The organism is Gluconobacter sp. Dm-73, from assembly GCF_018256215.1.
Classification (GTDB): domain Bacteria; phylum Pseudomonadota; class Alphaproteobacteria; order Acetobacterales; family Acetobacteraceae; genus Gluconobacter; species Gluconobacter cadivus.
Genome location: NZ_JAERLW010000014.1, coordinates 20,855 through 41,548 on the forward strand (window position 1 = coordinate 20,855; position 20,694 = coordinate 41,548).

19 protein-coding genes are annotated in these 20,694 nt (G+C 58.9%); 8 read left to right on the forward strand and 11 right to left on the reverse strand.

The features are described 5' to 3' along the window. Positions 1 to 17: 17 nt before the first annotated feature. The 9 genes from JK176_RS13635 to JK176_RS13675 all read right to left on the reverse strand — a co-directional run bounded on the left by JK176_RS13635 (position 18) and on the right by JK176_RS13675 (position 9,515). Complete coding sequence (locus JK176_RS13635; RefSeq protein ID WP_249194511.1) at positions 18 to 2,648, reverse strand: glycosyltransferase family 2 protein; 2,631 nt, start codon at positions 2,646 to 2,648, stop codon at positions 18 to 20. A gap of 216 nt (positions 2,649 to 2,864) precedes the next feature. Continuing rightward, positions 2,865 to 4,517, reverse strand: a complete 1,653-nt coding sequence (locus JK176_RS13640; RefSeq protein WP_211588241.1) for a glycosyltransferase family 39 protein — start codon at positions 4,515 to 4,517, stop codon at positions 2,865 to 2,867. A 73-nt stretch (positions 4,518 to 4,590) separates the two neighbouring features. Then, the gene (locus tag JK176_RS13645; RefSeq protein ID WP_249194512.1) at positions 4,591 to 5,346 is read right to left on the reverse strand and encodes a glycosyltransferase family 2 protein; all 756 of its coding nucleotides are present in this window, start codon (positions 5,344 to 5,346) and stop codon (positions 4,591 to 4,593) included. Positions 5,347 to 5,362: 16 nt separating this feature from the next. Continuing rightward, on the reverse strand, positions 5,363 to 5,863 hold the full coding sequence (locus JK176_RS13650; RefSeq protein WP_211588266.1) for a F0F1 ATP synthase subunit B: 501 nt from the start codon (positions 5,861 to 5,863) through the stop codon (positions 5,363 to 5,365). 10 nt (positions 5,864 to 5,873) lie between these two features. Continuing rightward, on the reverse strand, positions 5,874 to 6,434 hold the full coding sequence (locus JK176_RS13655; protein ID WP_194262961.1) for a hypothetical protein: 561 nt from the start codon (positions 6,432 to 6,434) through the stop codon (positions 5,874 to 5,876). Positions 6,435 to 6,442: 8 nt separating this feature from the next. Next, on the reverse strand, positions 6,443 to 6,670 hold the full coding sequence (locus JK176_RS13660; RefSeq protein WP_024717170.1) for an ATP synthase subunit C family protein: 228 nt from the start codon (positions 6,668 to 6,670) through the stop codon (positions 6,443 to 6,445). Between the two features lie 82 nt (positions 6,671 to 6,752). After that, entirely contained in the window at positions 6,753 to 7,502 is a 750-nt protein-coding gene (locus JK176_RS13665) for a F0F1 ATP synthase subunit A (RefSeq protein WP_141353213.1), read from the reverse strand. Next, positions 7,480 to 7,848, reverse strand: coding sequence for an AtpZ/AtpI family protein (locus JK176_RS13670; protein WP_194267410.1), 369 nt, complete (start codon positions 7,846 to 7,848; stop codon positions 7,480 to 7,482). The genes JK176_RS13665 and JK176_RS13670 overlap by 23 nt, the downstream gene beginning before the upstream one ends. A 143-nt stretch (positions 7,849 to 7,991) precedes the next feature. After that, positions 7,992 to 9,515 (reverse strand): vitamin B12-dependent ribonucleotide reductase, encoded by a 1,524-nt coding sequence (locus tag JK176_RS13675; protein WP_211588243.1) that lies wholly within the window; start codon positions 9,513 to 9,515, stop codon positions 7,992 to 7,994. 197 nt (positions 9,516 to 9,712) lie between these two features. Here JK176_RS13675 and mlaD point away from each other — a divergent pair, with 197 nt between their 5' ends. From mlaD to JK176_RS13705, 6 genes are read left to right on the forward strand one after another with little or no spacing between them, the layout of a single operon-like run. Beyond that, positions 9,713 to 10,237, forward strand: coding sequence for an outer membrane lipid asymmetry maintenance protein MlaD (gene mlaD, locus JK176_RS13680; protein ID WP_062030554.1), 525 nt, complete (start codon positions 9,713 to 9,715; stop codon positions 10,235 to 10,237). A 3-nt stretch (positions 10,238 to 10,240) separates the two neighbouring features. Next, positions 10,241 to 10,483: a hypothetical protein gene (locus JK176_RS13685; RefSeq protein WP_211588244.1), complete on the forward strand. Its 243-nt coding sequence runs from the start codon at positions 10,241 to 10,243 to the stop codon at positions 10,481 to 10,483. Further along, complete coding sequence (locus JK176_RS13690; protein ID WP_211588245.1) at positions 10,480 to 11,160, forward strand: DUF2155 domain-containing protein; 681 nt, start codon at positions 10,480 to 10,482, stop codon at positions 11,158 to 11,160. The genes JK176_RS13685 and JK176_RS13690 overlap by 4 nt, the downstream gene beginning before the upstream one ends. Before the next feature lie 48 nt (positions 11,161 to 11,208). After that, positions 11,209 to 11,931, forward strand: a complete 723-nt coding sequence (gene otsB, locus JK176_RS13695; protein ID WP_211588246.1) for a trehalose-phosphatase — start codon at positions 11,209 to 11,211, stop codon at positions 11,929 to 11,931. Further along, entirely contained in the window at positions 11,919 to 13,262 is a 1,344-nt protein-coding gene (locus JK176_RS13700) for a trehalose-6-phosphate synthase (protein ID WP_194262955.1), read from the forward strand. Before otsB ends, JK176_RS13700 begins: the two co-directional genes overlap by 13 nt. Next, positions 13,259 to 13,768, forward strand: a complete 510-nt coding sequence (locus JK176_RS13705) for a disulfide bond formation protein B (protein ID WP_211588247.1) — start codon at positions 13,259 to 13,261, stop codon at positions 13,766 to 13,768. Before JK176_RS13700 ends, JK176_RS13705 begins: the two co-directional genes overlap by 4 nt. Positions 13,769 to 13,777: 9 nt before the next feature. Here the strand turns inward: JK176_RS13705 and JK176_RS13710 are convergent, their stop codons facing one another. Next, positions 13,778 to 13,948, reverse strand: a complete 171-nt coding sequence (locus JK176_RS13710; RefSeq protein ID WP_198945444.1) for a DUF1328 domain-containing protein — start codon at positions 13,946 to 13,948, stop codon at positions 13,778 to 13,780. A gap of 165 nt (positions 13,949 to 14,113) precedes the next feature. On the opposite strand from JK176_RS13710, the gene JK176_RS13715 reads away from it, so the two are divergent. After that, positions 14,114 to 16,147: an NAD(+) synthase gene (locus tag JK176_RS13715; protein ID WP_211588248.1), complete on the forward strand. Its 2,034-nt coding sequence runs from the start codon at positions 14,114 to 14,116 to the stop codon at positions 16,145 to 16,147. Positions 16,148 to 16,240: 93 nt separating this feature from the next. Further along, entirely contained in the window at positions 16,241 to 17,632 is a 1,392-nt protein-coding gene (locus JK176_RS13720; protein WP_211588249.1) for an NAD-dependent succinate-semialdehyde dehydrogenase, read from the forward strand. A 113-nt stretch (positions 17,633 to 17,745) separates the two neighbouring features. Here the strand turns inward: JK176_RS13720 and JK176_RS13725 are convergent, their stop codons facing one another. Beyond that, positions 17,746 to 20,613: a glycosyltransferase gene (locus tag JK176_RS13725; RefSeq protein ID WP_349291938.1), complete on the reverse strand. Its 2,868-nt coding sequence runs from the start codon at positions 20,611 to 20,613 to the stop codon at positions 17,746 to 17,748. Between the last annotated feature and the right edge of the window lie 81 nt (positions 20,614 to 20,694).

Genomic DNA, 20,694 nt, shown 5'->3' on the forward strand with positions numbered 1-20,694 from the left:
ATTAGGGAAAATTGTTGTTATTTAGCCGATTTGGCGGCGGCAGGCTTTTTGGTTCGGGTTTTAGTCTGAGTTTTTCTCGTCGCGGGCTTTTCCGTGGCAGGAGAGACCTTTTTCGGTTCAACTGTGAATGTCGGGGCATCCCAGAGAGGGCGAATTTTCTTTCTGGAAGAGGCGAGAGGGGGATAACGCGTTTCATCCACGCCCGGGATTGTCAGATCATAAAAGACCTGTCGATCGAGGGTGAAATGTGGGTTGTAAAATGGGTCCGTACGGAGCGTTTTGCCCCATTTTTCAATCATGAACTGCGTTTCGTGGAAGAAGCGGCGCTCTGTTGAGGGGCGATCGTCGCTGCCGCGGCTCAGGCTTTCATGATGCTCCGCACAGAAGTCAGGTGTCCAGATGACCTTGTAACCAGCGTCGCGAACTTTCAGGCACAGATCGATATCGTTGAACGCGACTTTGAGATGTTCTTCATCAAAGCCTCCAACCAGTTCGAAGGCCGGACGACGGATCAACATTCCGGCTGCGGTTACAGCCGAAATTTCCTGTGGGAAGTAGGCACGACCGGCATAACCGCCTTCGTTTCGCGGGATGCCGACATGGGCATGGCCGGCGACATCACCGATCCCGAGAAGGACTCCGGCATGCTGGACGGTCTGATTAGGATAGACGAATTTACCACCAACGATCGCGACCTGTGGATCTGCGAGAGCTTCGTTGACCAGAATTTCGAGCCAGTTTTCCTGTTCAACAAAGACGTCGTTGTTGAGGAATAGAAGAAAATCAGACGTTTCGTCTTTTGCTGCGAGATTGTTGATGCGGGAATAGTTGAAGGGTTCTTTGACAGTCAGAATCTCGACATTGGGAATTTCGTCGACTTTTTTTGCAAAAGCCTCTGCTTCTTTCGTGATAGACCAGTTGTTGATCAGAATGACCTTGTAGTTCGGATAGCGGGTATATTTCCGGATGGCATCCAGGCATCGCTCGGTGGTGGGAATTTCATCCTTGTAGGGGATGATGATCGTGACCGACGGAGACTGATTGAACTGCCAGTCCACTGTGTAGAGTGTCATTCCCATTTGGGAATCGACATTGGCAGGCAGATTACGACGTCCAAGGTGATCGTTTACGGCCTTAATGCCTGCATCAATGGCGTAACGCTTATTGCCAATGTCGGAGGCCGTCGAATTTGCGGTGATGCGCCAGTGATAGAGAATTTCAGGAACGTGATGAATTTTTTCAGCAGGGATATGCTCGGAGGCGCGGAGCAGGAAATCATGGTCCTGTGCGCCGTCATAGTCCTTGTTGAGGCCGCCGACTTTCTGCAGGGCAGAATGACGGATCATCACGAAATGGCATACGTAGTTGACGCCGAGAAGAAGCCGGTAGTTCCAGTCGGTCTTGAAGGCGGGTTCTCGGTAATAACCGCTGGCGTCAATTTTATCTTCGTCTGAATAGATCAGATCGGCGCGGCTTCTCGTCGCTTCCCGCAGCATGTATTCGACAGCGACATCTGCAAGCAGATCATCATGATCGAAGAATGCGACCCATTCACCCTGAGCAGCTTCGAGGCCCGCATTGGTCGCAATGCTGATGCCGCCATTCTTTTCTTGGAATATTGGCTTGATGCGAGGGTCAGCCTTGGCAAAATCTTCGATGACGGCGCGCAGCTCGGCATTTTTGCTACAGTCATCAACAAGGATGAGTTCCCAGTTCTGCCACGTCTGGGCACGGACACTTTCGATAGCTGCTGTGAAATCCGTAAGATCCGGATTCCAGACCGGGCAGACAATACTGACCAGTGGGTCTCCGGCGATGAGATCATTATCGCGGGTGCGATCGACATATTTTCGCAGAACCGGGAAGTAGGCCGTTGCCCAGGAATGATAATCGGCAATGGTAAATCCGGGTTGGGGAAGAATTTCCCGGACCTTGCGACGCAGACGGGTCAATTCCACATGTAGAGCGTCAATCTGATCAATCACGTCTATAATTAGAGATTCGTTTGCGTCCGTAACAAAACTGGTCAGGCAGGGGCTGTTGGTCACTTCCAGCATGTCGGGCAGGACGTAGAAACGGAATTCTTGCTCGTAGGGTTTGCGATACAGATCCGGCGGCGAAAACTGGAAACCGCAATAGGGATCGCAGGACAGCGCTTTTCCGACGTCCCCACGATATCTGTTGGCTTCGATTTGGGCAATTTTCTGACCATTGCAGGTCACGAGAATTTGTTGGTTTCCCTTCCATCCTTCAATGTCGTTGCCGCAGACAACCCAGCCGCTCAAGGCGCCTTGTTTCAGACCATCGACAAAGGAACGTGTTTCTACCGGAAGCCTGCCAGAGAATGAGATATGCTCCAGCTTCTGATTTTGTGAGTAGAGTTCAATTTGTTTGAGGCGGTTTTTGAAGGTGATATTATGTTTTTCGCCATCCAGAAGGCTGGGAGGCATTGGTATCTGGAAGCCGGTATTTTTGGATGGAATGCCGGAAGCGTGAACATCGTCACGCAGATCTGTACAATGGAACTGAAGAAATTCCTGACCATCTGCCAACGCGTGAAGGAATACAGGCTGTGATGGATTTTCGGTATCTGTTGCCCATCCTCGGATGCCATGAACAGAAAATTCATCAATCTGGCAGATAATCATTAATTTTCCCCTGACAAGTTATTAATATTTTAATTCTGAAATAGTATTTCAATCCTAGAATAAAAACTGTCGCCTTCAAAGACTTAGTCCAGATGATTTTTTCTCATCAAATATCGGAGTGTAAGGCATGAAAAGCTCCAGTATCATGATACGCAAGACGTGCCATTAAGATCCCGTATTTTCTCAAGTGTCGTCTGAATTTTAAAATGTGCGGGTTTATCGAGGCGCAAAAAGCCCTAAATCAAGATGGTGCCCGTTTGAATAATTGACGCCTTGGAGGCGACCATATTCAACACTATCGAGGCCATATTTGGTTAAGGCGTCATTAAACGCGGCCTCATCGCGGCGATCAATCAACGCCAGACTACATTGTGGATGGTCGTGTAGATACTCTGCGGCGGCTGCTGGCCCGATAAGTTGGGTGTTGGGACCCGCAAGAAAGACAAGACTTGGTTCTGAATAAGATGAAGACACGAGGATGCTGTTCGTACAAGGGCGAACATTCTCGAAAAGGTCAGCGATTCTGGGGCTGAGACGGATAGTCTGCAGGTTAGGGATAACGCCCAGAAAGAGACCTGCATGAGCGATGACTGCGGCGCCCATGGCGCAGAAGGCGGCCTGTTTGCGCTCCTGTTTCAGCAGCATTACGACGGCGCCGAGCATCAATGGCAGGGCGCCACCCAGCGCGATAAAGGCTGAGGGAGAGACTGTATGTTCAAGTCTATAGAGCGCGACACTCCCAGCGAAGCAGAACGCGAGACCGACAATCGTCCATAAGACGCCGTAAGCACCGAGCAGGGCTTTGGCCCATCGCGGGGTCGTGGGGATGGGCCAGAGCATCAGACTGGCTGCGGTGAGAATGGCAATCGCCGGATAGGTTGGCAGGACGTAGTGGGGGAGTTTGGTCGCGATTAGTTCGAACACCAGCCAGTGGGGAAGAATCCAGCTCAACAGGAAGCGGACCTGTGGCAGTTTTCTGTTCTTCCAGACGGCCGGGATGGCGAGGGCGGCAAAAAGCGATCCGGGCCAGAAGGCCAGTCCGAAGACCAGAAGGTGAAAGCCGGGGGGAAGCCCGTGGGCTTCCTGACCATGAGCCACCTTGCCAAGAAAGTTACGCCCGACCGCGCGGGCAAAGAAGTCTCCGCCGCTGATGACTTCAATGGCGACGCACCAGGGAACGACGACGGCAAGCATGATGAGCCAGCCCCAGCGGGGGCGAAGACGAGACCACCATGACCGGTCGCGCTCCATCAGCCACAGGGCCAGCGGGGTACCGAATCCCGGAATGAGGACGACGGGGCCCTTGAGCATGAGGCCCACACCCAGAGCGAGCCAGTAGGCAATGGCCACCCGGAGATGCGTTGGGCGATTTTTCTGCCGATCTGTAAAGGCGCATAAAAGCGCGGCCTGAATGCAGAGGATGTCGAGCAGCAGGACGGTGTCGATGGTCGCCATATGGCTTTCGGCGACGAACAGGGTAGAGACCATTAACAGGCCAGCGGCCATCAGGCCGGTGGGACCTCCGAAGAGGGTCGCGCCGATCCAGGCTGTTAACGGTATGATCGTCGCTGCGGCGAGCAGGCTTGGAATCCGGTACGGCCAGGTTTTGCGTAGAACGGAAGGACCGAAGATTTTTTCTGCTGCTGCTGTTGAGGCTGCTTCCAGCCAGTAGATTCCGGCCGGTTGCAGATAGCGTGGCTTGTCCTGAAAGCGGACGTCGATGAAGTTGTGCGAGAGGAGCATCTGTTCCGATGCTTCCATGTAGCGCGGTTCGTCCCGATCAAGCGGCGGAAGTGTCGTGCGGCCTGGTAGGGCGAGCAGAAAGGCAAGCAGCCCCAGAAAAGCATAATGCCGGAGGTTCAGGATCATGGGCACTCTCCGCGCCGTTCTGTCAGGCCGGACGTGCGGCAGGGAACCGCGGCAGCGGGACCCGGTGACGGTTTCAGTGTTCGGTCAGGTGATCGGGTAGGTGCGTGCGGTTCTGGAGCCACATGACGCCCAGAAGGTCACGGATTCCCACGAGAGCCCGGTTGAAATTGGTATATTTCGAGCTGCCATGCAGTCTGGCGCGATGCTGGACTTCGATGCAGATCAGAGGCGCGCCGTAATGTCCCAGCAGGGCGGGTAGGAAGCGGTGGACGCCTTCAAACTGTGGGATTTTTAGAAAGAGGTCGCGCGGGAAGAGCTTGAGCGGTGCGCCTGTATCGGGGCAGCCGTCGTTCAGGAGGCGACGGCGCAACCCGTTTGCGAAGCGCGTGGCGATCCGGCGGGACAGACGGTCATTGCGCTTGCGCCGGACGCCCACCACCAGAGGCGGTGCACCTTGCGTCGATGTTGCACGCTCCAGCATTGTCAGAATGGCGGAAGGGTCATCCTGCCCGTCGCCGTCAATGGTGGCGATCCACTGTCCGTTGGCAGCAGTAATGCCGGTCCGGAGGGCGGCTGATTTTCCGAGGCGCTTCGGATGGCTGATGATGCGCAGGCGGGGCAGTAGCGTTTGCCGGGCTTCCAGAAGCTTTTTGACGGTGGCGTCTGTGCTGCCGTCGTCAATGGCCAGAATTTCTATTGAAGAGTCGGCACCGAAGGTTTCGGCCAGTTCCTGACAGACGGGGAGGATGTTATCCGCCTCGTTCAGAACGGCCATGACGACGGAAAGCCTTGTGGGCTGTCCGTCGTCATGAAAGGAACCTTGCACCATGGAGGTGGGCATCGGATCAGGCAGCGGAGCGCCGAAGGGCTTCCGGCAGACTGTTGATGCTCTGGTCGAGCAGGCTGGAGGCGATGTCGGGGCTTTCCGTCAGGCGGGTTGACACGACGTCGCGGGCTGCGGCGACTGCGATCTGGGCAGCGCGATCCTGAATTTCACGGATGGCCGAGCGTTCGGCAGCGTGAATCCGATCCTGCGCCATTTTCTCGTAGCGGGCTGCGGCGGCTTCGGCATCCTTGCGGGCGCGTTCTGCCAGAGCGGCGGCTTCGGCCTCGGAGCGTGCCAGCATGGCCTGTGTTTCGGCCAGGGTCTTTTCACGCTCGCGGGTGGCATCTTCTAGCATCTGCTCGGCTTCGCGACGCAGGCGGGCTGCTTCATCAAGGTCGTGACGGACGCTTTCAGCGCGGGCGTCCAGATGGCCGGTGATGGCGATCCAGAGCTTGCGTCCGAAAATGACGAAGAACAGGACGAAGGCGAGGGCGGTCCAGAACCGGGGATCGTGGAACATCATCGTCTCCTTAGGCGCTGACGCGTTTGACGGCGCTGGCGACAGTCTGTTCGTCCTGCGTGCCGATCAGACGCGCAACCAGATCCTGTGTGGTGCTGGTGGCGATCTCGGACAGGCTGGACAGGGCCTGTTCACGGGACTGGGTGATTCGGGTCTCGGCGTTTGCGATCTCGGCTTCGAGACGTTTGGCCGTTTCCGCAGCGTGAGCATCCGCGCTGGCGCGGGCTTCGCTCTGGATCCGCTCCACGTGGGCGCGGGCCTGCTCGGCTGCTTCATGACGGGCGCTAAGGAGTTCCGCGCTGGCGCGGTCAGCCTCGGCTTTAGCCTTGCGGGCAACATCCAGATCGCTCTGGATGCGGGTCCGACGGTTGGTCAGGACCCGTTCGACACGCGGCAGTGCGAAGCGGCTCAGGCCGAGATAGAAGCCGCCGAAAATGACGGCTCCCCAGACGACCTGTCCGATCAGCAGCGGATCGTGAAAGTTCAGCTGTGGCATGCCCGCAGCCACGGCACGGCCCGGCACGGCCGCAAGCGGAGCGGCGAACAGGAAGAGGCGTGGCGTACGGTACATGTTCGACCTCAGGCGAACAGGATCAGGAACGCGATCAGCAGGGCGAACAGCGCGACGGCTTCCGTCAGCGCGAAGCCCAGCATGCCGATGCCGAAGACATGCGGACGCGAAGCCGGGTTGCGGGCAACCGAGCTGATCAGCGTGGAGAAGATGTTGCCGAGACCCATGCCGACACCGGCGAGGGCGAAAACGGCAATACCGGCACCGAGGTCACGGGCGGCCTGGGCGATGCTGATGCCGAATTCGTGAGCGGCTTGAACGTCCATTGTCAGGTTCCTTGTTGGGTCGATTAAAGGGTTAGTGCGAAGCGGGTGTGGCTCAGTGAGCGACGGCCTCACGCAGATAGATGCAGGTGAGGATGGCGAACACATAGGCCTGCAGCACACCCACCAGCAGTTCGAGGGCCGTCAGCGCGATGTTGATCGCGATCGGGGCGATGGCCAGAACGTGGCCGAATGCGCCCAGACCGGCGAGCATGATCGTAAAGCCGGCAAACACTTCCAGAAGCACGTGACCCGCCACCATGTTGGCGAAAAGTCGGATCGACAGGCTGACCGGACGCGAAAGGAAAGAGATGAGCTCGATCGGCACCAGCAGCGGAGCAAGCCAGACAGGCGTTCCAGCGGGCAGGAAGTGCTTGAGGAAGCCGACACCCTGAAAACGGATGGAAGCAAGGATCGAGATGACGAACACCATGATGGCCAGACCGAAGGTCACAGCGATATGGCTGGTGTACGTGAAGGAGAAAGGCAGCAGACCGAGATAGTTGCCGGCCAGAATGAAGAAGAAGATCGCGAAGACGAACGGGAAGAACGTCGCGCCGTTTTCGCCGATCGTGCTGACGGCGAGGTCATGAACGAAGTCGTAGCTGATCTCAGCAGCGGCCTGAAGGCGACCCGGCACAACGGCGGCAGGACGCATTCCGACATACAGGAAAACGAGAACGATGGCGACGGCGATCAGCATGAACAGCGGTGACTGCGAGAACCGCAGGGCTTCTCCCAGATGTCCGAGAACCGGATGGAGCTCGAACTGTCCGAGCGCGTCAATCGTCGATCCGGCTGCCACGCTGGCTTCTCCCGTCATCTTTCGGTCCGGACACCATGTCCGAATCCTTCAAAACCCGCCAGACATTCAACATGCCGGCACCACATCCTGCCAGGGCGAAAACGGACAGGAACAAAGCCCTGTACCCGAACCAGTGACCCAAGGCGTAGCCTATGGCTACACCGACCGCGAGCCCGGCCACAAGGTCGGTTCCCACGCGGATCGCCAGTCCAAGGGATGACATGGAACTTTCATCATTGCCCGTGTCGGTTACGGCGAATTCCCCTGAGCGGGGATCGAGCTTCTGACGGGCGCGCTTGAGGCGTTCGTCGAAGTTTCCGTCGTTACCGGCAGGGGCGTGTCCCATGAGATCTGATCCCTTACCCTGTACGCATCGTTTTCACCCGGTCATTCAACCGGATTCCTTCTCAGCGCAGGCGCTAGCTACCGGCGAGTCCGTTGACTGTCAATGTATTCTGCTCGCCGGAGCCTCTGAAACCCGTTTTCGTCTTAGCTGACCAGTTTCAGCCGTCGTCCCCGGTCCTTCCATTCCGGGCTTTCGCCGGAGCTGCGCCCGAAAGGGAGCATGGGGGCGGGATCTTCCGAACTGGGTTCGAGGCGCGGGGCGTCGGGCATGGGCTGACCCAGATAGGCGTCCGACAGTGTGCGGAAGGCATAATCCAGCATTGAGGTCGCATAGGCGGTGGAGGGATCGCCTTCCACGGTGCCTGCGGGGCCGAAGCGCGTATAAGCGAATCGCTCCACGAAGGATTCCAATGGGGCGCCATATTGCAGGCCGATGCTGACGGCATGACCCAGGCAGTCCATCAAGCCACGGGCCATGGGGCTTTCGCGGGGCGGGGTGATGCTGATTTCGCCGAGCGTCCCGTCTTCGAACTCGCTGGTGCGCATGAAAAGGCTGTGTCCTCCCACTGCGGCACGCTGGGTGAAGCCGGTCTGGCGCATCGGAAGCGGACGACGCACGCCGCGGGCCAGTCTGGCCTGAAGGTCGGCGAGATCAGGTTCGGGAACGGCGGGCAGGAAATCCACGGCGTTTTTGAGGGCCGCGTGCATGGCGCCTTGTGCTTCGGGGCGAACGGGCGGCAGCGGGGTTTCGCCCGCAAGCGCCAGTGCGAGTGCGGATTCGGGCGTCAGGCCGCGGCAGGCCAGCCGGGCCAGTGTGGAGGCGCGCAGATGTCCGTCTTCGCGCAGGGGGGAGAAGGCCGGGGCGAGACCGCAGGTTTCCACACCCAGAAGGCCCTCGGTCGGACCGGGAGAAGAAAAGCCGGTTTCGATCGGGCAGAAGTGCCGACCATCTTCCGTATTGTAGGCCGAAGCGGCGGCGGCGCGCAGGTCTGCCAGCGGGGATTCCGGGATGGCGGGCGGCGGCAGTTTCGTTCCGGCGCGGGCAACCGTGGTGGCGAGTGCTGACAGGGCGCGGGCCGCATTCCGGGCGTCATCGCTGTCATAGTCGAGGCCGAGGGCCGCCAGACAGGCGTCAAGATCCGTCAGGAGGACGAGACCTGCGGCTTCGTCTTCAGGCTTCGCGGGCAGATCGAACAAAGGCAGCTCGCCGGTACGTTCGATCCGTGTTGCGGCATGAAGGCGGCGCAGGGCGTCGCAGGCCAGACGCAGGCAGGCGACGAAATGTTCCGTGGCGAATCCGGAATCCTGCACGAAGCTGGACAGGCGGATGGTGAAGCCGGGCGCTTCGTCCGGTTGGCACTGCCACAGCGCCGTATTGGGTGCCATCTGCTGCATCAGAAGAAGATAGGAGAGGCTGCGTCCCGGAGCGGGGGTGTTCGCTGGGGTGCCGGGCAGAGGGGGGCACGCGTCGATCGTGTCCACCCAGCGTGCGGCTTCAGCGGCAAGTCTGACCGGGCCGCCGTTCAGGGTGATGCGCGCAAGGGCCTGTGCGGCCTCGTCATCCCAGGCAGCGGGAAGGGTGACGGAGCGCATAACGCTGTCGTCGGGGTCGGTCATGACCTGAAGCGTCCTCATGCGAACGCCGGTCCAGTGAAGGCGAGCTGTCATGACGTAAATCTACGCCCTGTGCCGGTTGGCCCGTAAGCCGGAAAAGGGCCTCTGGATGGGCGCTAATGGGTGGGAACATGGGGATATGGGGGATAACATTTTCCCCACGCCTGATCGGGACGATTTCTGCGGGGGGATTGGACGCGGGAAGCGGAGTCGGGTAGTGCAGGAAGGATGATTTTCACGAGGGTATTGTCATGACCGCTGTTACGGTCCGCCATGACCGGCTGGAGCTTCTGGCCGGGTTCGCAGTCCTTGTCTGCCTTGCAGGACTTCTGGTGGCGGCGATGGTCGGGCATCATCAGGGCAATGACGGAGGCTATCCGGTTCATGCCTCGTTCAGCCAGATTGACGGGCTGAATGTGGGGTCCGACGTGCGTCTGGCCGGAATTACCGTTGGCCATGTGACGGGCACGACGGTCGATCCGAAGACGTTTCAGGCGCAGGTGACGTTCACGCTGGCGCCCGATGTGAAGCTGCCCACGGATTCCGCTGCGATCGTGACGTCTGACAGTCTGTTGGGCGGCAAATATATTGCGCTGTCTCCGGGGGGGGCGGATTCGCTGGTAAAGCCCGGCGGTGTCATGACGGAAACCCAAGGCTCCATTAGTCTGGAGCAGCTTCTGAGCAAGTTCATTTTCTCCGTGACGGATTCTTTGCAGAAGAGCCAGAAAGCTGCTGCGTCCAAGCCGGCTGCGGGCAGTCTGTCGGACGAGCCCTGAGCCATGACGCAGGCGCGTGAGGGTGCTTTTCTGTGGGTCGACCATGAGGGGAACCCCGTGTCCTGTGTGGAGAAGGTGCAGATCCTGCGCGAGAACGATGCGGAACTGCGTCAGGCTCTTCAGGATGCTTTTGAAGACGGGGTTCTGATGGGGGTTGCGCCACAGGCGATGTTGCAGACGTTTCAGGCCATGCTGTCGGATCTGAAAAATCCTTTGCAGGGGCGCTCCGGGGGAAAACCGTCATGATGAAGCGGTATGTGGGCGTCGCATTGCTGTGTGGCGCGGCAGGGTTTTTGGTGTCCGGTGCAGCGCAGGCTGCGGTGGGTGTCGCGCCTCCGGCCATGTATCCGGCTGCGACCTGGCAAGGCCAGTCACAGGCGGTTCTGCGTGTGCTGGATCGACTGGACGGTCATCTGGAGCTTCTGACGGTTCCGGTTGGCGGGAGTGCGACCTATCGCAGTCTTGCTGTTGCAGTCGAGGCCTGTGTGACCCGGCCGCAGACGCTGGCGACGGATGCTGGTGTTCTGCTGCATCTGAAGGACAGCAGCGATCCTCAGCGGCCATCTTTTGACGGGTGGATGCTGGCGCAGGAACCTTCTGTCGCAACTTATGGCAGCCCTTTGTACGATGTGCGCGTTGTGTCGTGTGCGGGTGTGCCGACGGCACCGCAGGCGGGTCCTCTGCCTGTGGTGAAGGCTCCCGTGCTCGCCGGTGCGGAGGTTCCGGTGGAAGAAGGCGGCGATGCTCCGGCATCCCCGCCCGGCTCCGCCTCAGGTGGTCCTGTACCGCTTGCTCCGGACAGTCATAATCCCATTCCGCTCGCACCGACCTCCGGTGCGGCACCGTCTTTGGCTCCGGCTGCGCCAGCGCAGTCGTCGGGGCAGCCGTTACCGCCTCCTCAGGCCGATCCCGGTCTCGAATAATGTTGGACGGGGCGGAATGACCCAGAAACAGGAAGAAATGACAGCTTCATGATTCAGGTTCCCTTTTCTCCGTCCCGGGCGGCTCTGCTGCTTGATTTCGACGGAACCCTTGTCGATATCGCTCCCACTCCTGAAGGTGTACATGTCCCGGAAGGGCTGACGGCCGATCTGCTGCGGCTGCGCGAGATGCTCGATGGTGCGCTGGCGATCATCACGGGACGCCCCATTGCCCAGATTGATCATTTTCTTCCGGGGATTCCTTATGCTGTGGCAGGGGAACATGGTGTTGCGGTGCGCCCGGCGCCGGATCAGGACGTGCGCCAGCGTGCGCTGCCTCTGGTTCCGTCCGACTGGACCGAGAAAAGCGCGGAACTCGCTGCTCGGTATCCCGGGGCCAGCATTGAACACAAAAAAGCTGGAATGGTGCTGCATTATCGCCAAGCTCCCGAGGCGGAATCGGCGTTTCGGGATCTGACGTCGGTCTGGCCCGTGGAAAGCCACGGGTTTCATCTTCAGGACGCGCAGATGGCCATCGAGCTTCGGCCTCTGGGAATCGACAAGGGCAAGGCGCTTGAGGAACTGATGGCGGAGCCGCCTTTCAGGGGGCGTCTTCCGCTGTTTGCCGGCGATGATGTCACAGACCGGGATGGGGTGAGGGCTGCGCGCCAGATGGGTGGTGCGGGCTGGCTCATTCCTGATGATTTTCCAGATGCGGCCACGTTCCGGCGCTGGCTGCACGAGCTTTCGGAGGGACGCGGATGGGGCGCCTGATCATTGTATCGAACCGCACACCCGCTCCAGGGGAGCGGACACAGCCTGCGGGCGGGCTGACGGTTGGCCTGTATGATGCTGTCCAGACGCGTGAGACTGTCTGGGTTGGATGGTCGGGTCATCAGCATGCGGATGCGGCCGATCGGCCTGTCCAGCGCGAGCAGGTTGGAAACGTCAATTATGTGACGTTTGACCTGACGCAGAAGCAGCATGACCGGTTCTATTTGAATTTTTCCAATGGTGTGCTCTGGCCCTTGTGCCATTACCGCACCAATCTGATCCGCTACACCCGTGAGGATTGCGACGTCTATTATGAGGCGAACCGGGTTTTTGCGGATCGGTTGATCGCACTGCTGGAGCCGGGTGATACGATCTGGATCCATGACTATCATCTGTTCCCGCTGGGCCAGATGCTGCGTGACAGGGGCGTGACGGGGCGGATCGGATTTTTTCTGCATATTCCGTTCCCGCCCTGGAGCGTGGCGCGGCTTCTTCCCAAGCTCGACATGCTGCTGACCGGTCTGGCGGCCTGCGATCTGATTGGTGTTCAGACGGTCGAGGACGAGGCCAATCTCAGAGGGTGCTTCGAGGCCTATGGGCTGAAAGCTGCTGTGAAGGCTGTACCGATCGGGATTGATCCTGTGAGTTTCCGCCAGCAGGCGATTGAAAGCGCGGTCTCCGACGAGGTCGTGAAGATCGTCGATACGCTGGAAGGGACGCGGCTGATTATCGGGGTGGACCGGCTGGATTATTCCAAGGGTCTGCCGGAACGGATGAAGGGGTTCGAAGCTCTTCTGAAAAACTATCCCGAGCATCGCGGGCAGGTGACGTTCCTTCAGGTCACGCCGGTGTCACGGGGTGGGGTGGAAAGTTACCGACTGCTCAAGGAAGAACTGGACGGGCTGGTCGGGACGATCAATGGTGCTTATGGCACGCCGGACTGGGTGCCGATCCGCTATACGACCTGGCCGATCGGGCGCGATATTCTGGCGGGTCTGTATCGGATGGCGGATGTGGGGTTCGTCACGCCGTTGCGCGATGGCATGAATCTGGTGGCCAAGGAGTTCATTGCGGCTCAGGACGAGGAAGATCCCGGCGTTCTGGTGTTGTCGCGGTTTGCGGGAGCGGCTCCGGAAATGCCTGAAGCGCTGCTGATCAACCCGCTGGATGCCGAAGGCATGGCGGATGCGCTGCATATTGGCCTGACCATGGACGTCAAGGCCCGTCATGCGGCATGGTCGGCGATGTATGAGGAAGTTTCCCGCAATACCGCAGGAAGCTGGTCCAAGCAGTTCCTTGATAGTCTGGAGGAAATCCGTTCGTGCCCATGAACAGACCACGCCGCCCCGTTTCCACGACTGCGTTGGGTGGCTTTTATGTTCTGGCCGGAGCGGTGGCGCTTGGGGTTGTCTGGTTTGCCGAACACTGGCTGAAGCTCGCGCCCTGCGAGCTTTGTCTGTGGGAGCGGCGTCCGTGGTGGGTGCTGATCGGGATTGGCGTGGTCACAGCTCTGCTTCCGAGGCGTTATGCGCGATATATGGTTTTTGCCGGGCTTTTATGCCTTATGACCAGCATTGGTCTGGCCGTGCTGCATGCAGGTGTGGAACACAAGTTCTGGCCAAGTCCCGCGCCTGAATGCCGTGCCCCGTCTTTTCACGGAGGTAGTTTCAAGGACTGGATGGCGGCGATGCCCGCCCGGCCGAACAAGCCATGTGATTCGCCGGATTATCTGTTCGGGCTGCCCGTTTCCATGACGGAGCTGGGTGGTCTGTATGCTGTCGCGGTTTTTGTTATTGCCCTGATCGGGAGCGTCCGTATGGGACGCTCCCGACGCTGAGAGCTGTGCTCAGAGGCGTGTGCCGCGTCCGCGGCCGAAGATGAGGCTGATGACCAGCAGCACCAGGAAAATGAAGAAAAGGATCTTGCCGATATAGGCAAAATCTGCCGAAATTCCGCCAAAGCCCAGCACCGCAGCAAACAGGGCCAGGATCAGGAAGGCAATGGTCCAGCGTAGCAGGTCCATGAAATGTCTCCTTTGTCAGTCGCGCCCTCCGACGGAGAAGCGGGGTTTGAAAAGGTGAACGGTGGCGGAGTTCACGGGTTCATTTTCGCAACATCCGTTTTGTGTGGGAGCCGGGTGCCGGGCTCCTGTTGTTCGTAAAGCCGTCGCCGGAGGATCGCCATGACCCTGTTCCGCTCTTTGTATCATCAGGGATTTGTTCGGATCGCAGCCTGTACGCTGCCGGTGACGCTTGCTGATCCGCTGAAAAATGCGGAGCGGACGCTGGGCGTTTTGCAGGACTGTGACCGGCAGGGTGTGGCGGCGGTGGTTTTCCCTGAACTGGGGCTGACGGGCTATACGCTGGACGATCTGCGGTTTCAGGACGTGGTTCTGGATGGGGCGCTTGAGGCGCTTCGGTGTGTTGTCGCGGGATCGCGGGATTTGTTGTCCGTTGCAGTGGTGGGGGTGCCGCTGGTGCGGGACGGTCTGCTCTATAATTGTGCGGCGGTTGTGCATCGGGGGCGGGTTCTGGGTGTGGTGCCAAAATCGCATCTGCCGCGCTATCGTGAGTTTTATGAGCCCCGGCATTTCACGTCCGGGCTTCGGACTACGGGGAGCATTCGCTTGTTTGGGGGGGATGTGCCGTTTGGCGCGGATCTGCTGTTTCAGGCGGAGGATGTTCGTGGGCTGACGCTCGGCGTGGAAATCTGTGAAGATCTGTGGGTGGCGTCTCCGCCGAGTGGAAAGCTCGCGGAAGCAGGTGCGATGGTGATTCTCAACCCGTCAGCTTCTCCGGTGACGATCGGGCGGACGGATGATCGGTCGCTGTTGTGTCAGGCGCAATCCATGCGGACGCTGACAGCCTATGCTTATGCGGCGGCAGGCGAGGGAGAATCCACGACGGATCTGGCGTGGGACGGGCAGGTCTCGATTCATGAGGCCGGGCGACTTCTGGCGCAGTCGGATCGTTTTCCGCAGGGAGAGCGGCTGGTTGTGGCGGATGTGGATCTGGATCTGCTGCGGCAGGAGCGGATGCGGACCGGGCAGTTCGGGCAGGCGGGGCAGGAGTTCCGGACTGTCGGGTTCACGCTCCAGCCTCCGATGACGGATCTGGGGCTCAAACGGGAGGTTGTGCGGTTTCCGTTTGTGCCATCCGATGCGCGTACGTTGGCGCGGGACTGTTACGAGGGCTGGACCATTCAAGTCAGTGCGTTGCGGCGGCGATTGCAGGCCAGTGGCGCGCAGCGGGCTGTGATTGGGGTGTCAGGCGGACTGGACAGTACGCTCGCGCTTCTGGTGGCGGTGCGGGCGGCGGATGAGCTTGGCTGGCCGCGGACGCATGTTCTGGCCTACACGATGCCCGGATTTGCGACGGGAAGTGAAAGCCGCTCTCTGGCTCATGCGCTCATGAAGGCGCTGGGTGTTGAAGTGAACGAGCTGGATATCCGGCCTACGGCGCAGACCATGCTGGCGGGGATCAGCCATCCCTTTGCGGAAGGGAAGCCTGTTCATGACATCACGTTCGAGAACGTGCAGGCGGGGTTGCGGACCGATTTCCTGTTCCGGATCGCCAATTACCGCAATGGAATTGTGATCGGGACCGGCGATCTGTCGGAATTGGCGTTGGGCTGGTGTACTTACGGCGTGGGGGACCAGATGTCCCATTACAACGTCAATGCCGGGATGCCGAAGACGCTGATTCAGCATGTCATCCGCTGGCTGGCGCATGAAGGCAAGCTGGGTGAAGGGGTTGGGCCCGTTCTGGAGCAGATTGTCAGCGCGGAGATCACGCCCGAGCTGGTCCCTGATACCGGGCAGGGCGTTCAGAGTACGGAGCAGACGATCGGGCCGTATCCGCTTCAGGATTTCACGCTCTATTATGTTCTGCGTCATGGGTTCCGGCCGTCACGGATCGCGTTTCTGGCAGAGGTCGCTTGGGGTGACGCATCTCGGGGGGGCTGGCCCGCGCACTATCCTGAAGATCGGAAAATTGCCTACGATCTGGCGCAGATCCGGTATTGGCTGGAAATTTTTCTTCGGCGGTTTTTTGGGACGAGCCAGTTCAAGCGCTCCGCCATGCCCAATGGGCCGAAACTGGTGGCGGGAGGATCTCTTTCCCCACGGGGAGACTGGCGCGCGCCCTCTGATGGGACGGCCACGGCGTGGCTTGAGGAGTTATGGGATAATATCCCTGAAACGAACACAGCTCTGTGAACTTTTGGGAGGAATGATTGTTAGGGGGTTTTGTCTTTTGGCATTCGTGCCAATATGTCTCAAACACGTCACCTTACAGGAATATGACTCATCATGGCTTATGCTACGATCAACCCTTATACCGGTGAGACGCTCAAGACTTTCCCGGATGCCACCGATCAGGAAGTCCAGACCGCGCTGACCGAAGCCTATGATGCGTTCAAGAGCTGGCGTCATACCTCCTTCGCCGAGCGTGCGAAGATTATGACCGCCGCCGCCAATATCCTTCGTCGTGATATCGACAAGTATTCCCGTCTTCTGACGCTGGAAATGGGCAAGATTTACGCCGAAGCCAAGGCCGAGACGATCCTGTCGGCTGAAATCTTCGAATATTATGCCAAGCATGCCGAAGAGCTTCTCAAGTCCGAGAAGCTGCCGGTTGCGGACCCGAACTCGGGCGACGCCGTGCTGATCCATCAGCCGCAGGGCATTGTTTTCGCAATCGAGCCGTGGAACTTCCCGTTCTACCAGATCGCCCGCATCATTGCGCCGCAGCTTTCTGCTGGTAACACGGTCATTCTCAAGCACGCTTCCAACGTGCCGCAGTGTGCGGCTGCGTTCGATGATATGATGAAGGAAGCCGGGCTGCCGAAGGGCGGGTTCCGCAACCTGTATGCCGCTCGTCATCACACCGAGACAATCCTCAAGGATCCGCGCGTCTGTGGCGTGGCTCTGACGGGGTCCGAAGGCGCAGGCGCTATTGTTGCCGGGATTGCAGCACAGGCCCTGAAGAAGTCCACGATGGAGCTGGGCGGTTCCGATGCTTTCGTCGTTCTGGACGATGCGGATCTGGAAAAGACCGCGAAATGGGCCGCTTTCGGTCGTCACTGGAATGCCGGTCAGGTCTGCGTGTCCGCTAAGCGTCTGATCGTGGCGGATGCCGTCTATGATCGTTTCCTTGAGCTGTACAAGGCGGAAGTTCTCAAGCTGAAGGCTGGCGATCCGATGGATGCGTCCACCACGCTGGCACCGCTGTCGTCGCAGAAGGCTGCGGACGATCTGAAGGCTCAGGTCGAAGAAGCCAAGAAGCATGGTGCGGTTGTCGAGGCGATTGGCCCGTCGGTGCCGGAGAAGGGTGCGTTCTTCCAGCCGCTGCTGATGACCAACCTGCACGAGAACAATGAAGCTCGTCTGTGGGAGTTCTTTGGTCCGGTCACGCAGCTCTATCGTGCCAAGGATGATGCGGACGCCATTCGCATTGCCAATGACTCGCCGTTCGGTCTGGGTGGTTCGGTCTTCACGAAGGATACCGCGCGCGGCGTGAAGGTTGCCGAGCAGATCTATACGGGCATGGTCTATATCAACCATCCGACGATGGTGAAGGCTGACCTGCCGTTCGGTGGCGTGGCCCGTTCGGGTTATGGCCGCGAGCTGATCGGTCTGGGCATCAAGGAATTCGTCAATCACAAGCTGATCGACGTTGTGGATATCGACGCACCGTTCTGATTGGGGCGTGTCGGGCTTCTTTCGAGGAGCCCGGTTCGATCTTTCAGGTTATGAAAAACCCGCTTCCGGAGCTGTCCAGGAGCGGGTTTTTTTGTATCCGGTCTGGAATAGCCTCAGTTTCTCCGGGGTTTTGCCTGTTCGGCGCTGAGGCGGATCCACGGATGGCGTGCCTGAACGAAGGCCACGACGCGGGCTTTGTGAGCGTCTTTTTCAGTCGAGGCATTTGTCATGGATGTCTCATGCTGGCGATAATCAGCTAGAATCTGCGGGACATGATGGCCGGGCAGGCCGCGTTCCGCCATGGAGCACCACAGATCGAAATCCTCCCATCCCATTGCTTCACGTGAAACATAGTAGCCGCCGACAGCAGCCCAGGCCCATTTCGTGACCATGGCCATCGCGTCGATGCGATTTCCGGAAACGAGGGAGAGCGGGTTGAAGGGTAGGTCTCCCAGAAGTTCGGGGGTGCCTGGCTGGTGGTGGGTGTCAGCAGTCATGTCCATTAGGACTGGGCCGTTTTCGTTGAAACAGGCGATGAGCGGATAGGCATAGGCCGTGCCGTTATTCATGGACTCCAGAAGTGTTTCACAGGCTTCGGGGCGCAGGATGTTGTCGGCATCGAGTTGCATGACATGGACCGTTTCGGCTGCATCCATGCCGATATTTCGTGCGCCGCCCAGTCCGGCATTCGTGAGAGACTGGCGCAGGATCAGGCGATTGAAGCGTTCGCGGTGTCGTTCCATCCATGTTGTGGCCAGAGCGAGCGAACCGTCGGAAGATCCGTCGTCCACGACGATCAGATCAAGCACGGGCAGTGTTTGGGCGGCAACGGATTCCAGTGCGTCCAGAAGATGTGCCTCGTAATTATAGGAGGTGATGACGACCGTGACCGGGGCTTCTCCTAAGGCATCATGATGAAAAATGGTCTGGCTGGCGGGGATGACGGGCAGTTCCGGCGGGGCAAGGCGATCTCTGGCCAGATGTGTCTCGGCGGCGCGGGCCGCTGCGTCGTCCCCGTTCAGGGAGGTGAGTGCGAGTTTCATTCGCTGGGCCTGAGCCTGCGGACCGAAGGGCCAGAGAATGGAATGATAGGCATCCCGTGCCATCCGGATGCGCCGTTCAGGGTGGTCGATCAGTTCTAGCAGAGCGTCGTGCCATTCGGACGAGCTATCGGCGAGAAAGCCGGTTTCTCCGTGATGGATGACGCGCTGGAATGGGCCTGTAGGGGATGCGACTGTTGCCACACCGGACAGGGCGGCCTCGAAGAACTTGATCTCGCTTTTGGCTTCGCAGAAGACATTCCCTGTTTCCAGCGGTGCGATGGAGATGTCGAACCGTGCGAACTCGTCCTGCAGTTCTGCGAGCGGCACCATGTCGCGCCATTCGATTTGGTCCTGCACGGGGATCAGGCTGGGAAATTCTTCCACGAGCAGAATGGGGCGATGCGTTTCGGGTTCGCGAAACAGCACAAGCCGGGCTTGTGGGCGTTGATGCAGGATATCTGCGATGGTCGGACAGATGGGTGCGAAATCCCGCTGATGTGTCCGCGAGCCTGCGGCGTAGCCGATGCGGACCAGTCCGTCTCCGGCATTGACGCGTCCTGGCTCTCCACGCATGCGCAGGGCTATCCGGGCCCGTTTCAGCGAGGCCATATCATAAATATTGGGCAAAAGGTGAACGACGGGGCGCAGACTGTGCATGGCAAAGACAAGCTCCGCCGTCGTGGTTGAGCCCTGATCGCAGCGCAGGAAAGTGCGACGCATGTCCGAGAAGCAGCGCTCGATCTGTTCTTCTGTAGCGCCGATTGAGCGGATGCCATCAATCAGGTCCACGCGCGCATAATGCGGTACGAAGACGATATCGTCGGCGTCAAAGATGGTGACGACATTTTCAGATCTGGCGAGATCGAAAATCGTACTGACATGACCACTATATTCAACCCGCCAGAACACCATGACGTCCGCCCAGTGGATGTCGTCATAGCCAACTGAAGCACAGGGCAGGACTCTGGCGTCGAAGCCTGCATCCCGGGCGGCGGCTGCATTTCGGTCGCAGCGGTAGAGAACGCCGGGAGTGTTTGGCTCGCCGGCAATGAACAGGACGCGGGAGACGGAAAAAGGCGCGGGGGGAGAGACGATGACGTCTTCATCGGCTGCTGACTCCTGACTCGGAGTCTCGATGGGTGCAGGCCGTGGAAGAAGAGAGCGTTTCAGGCGACGGCAGACCCGAAGCCAGAAAGGAGGGACCGGGACGGGGGAAGGTTCAATGGAAGGAGCGGGGAGGTGGGGGGTGCTCTTTTCCTCCGAGTGGGTGTCTGAAAGGGCCACGGCCTTTTTGTTGGACAGCATCCGGAGTGAAACACGCAGGTCCTGAATGAGGTGTGTTTTCTCCAGAGAGTCCTGCTGTACGCTGTGTATTTTAGCGCGCAGGAGGCGCGTCTTACGATTGTTACGAAGAAGCTGCTGGATGGCGTGACGGTAATCCCTGCTTTCCGAAGTGTCGGAAAGAAGAAAGCCCAGAAAGGGGGAGTCGCCTGCGTGAGTGAGGACGTTTTCTGGAGTAAACGCAAAGAATCCTTCGGAGTGTTGGTTTCCAAAATGCAGGACAGGAACTGAAGAAGAGCTCCCTGCTGTTTCTCCTGTAACTTGAAGCAGGATGGGGGGGGGGAGGGCATCGTTCTGAAGTGCGTGGGACACGATCCGGATATCGCTGGCCGGAAGCGATGTTTCCAGAAACGAACGAAGACTCCGGTGCGTCAGTCTGAAGAGGCATGGCGAATAGTCGATCCGGGCAGCTGAGATACCCTTTTCCTCGGTTAGAATGATCATCAACCAGGCGATCAAGTGAATGTGATCAATCAGATCCTGTCGATTGGAAGAAATTGGATCATCAGTCTTTTCTGATGTCAGCAGAAGCGCCAGACGCGCCAGAAAATGGTCGGTCGTTGAAGGGGGTGGAGAAGGCGGTTTGGGAAAATTCACGAGCAGGCCTGTGAGGATCGGTTTTTCTGCGGAAGGTGGTATGTCTTGAAAATAGAGACATGCCATTTTTCTAAGGATTGA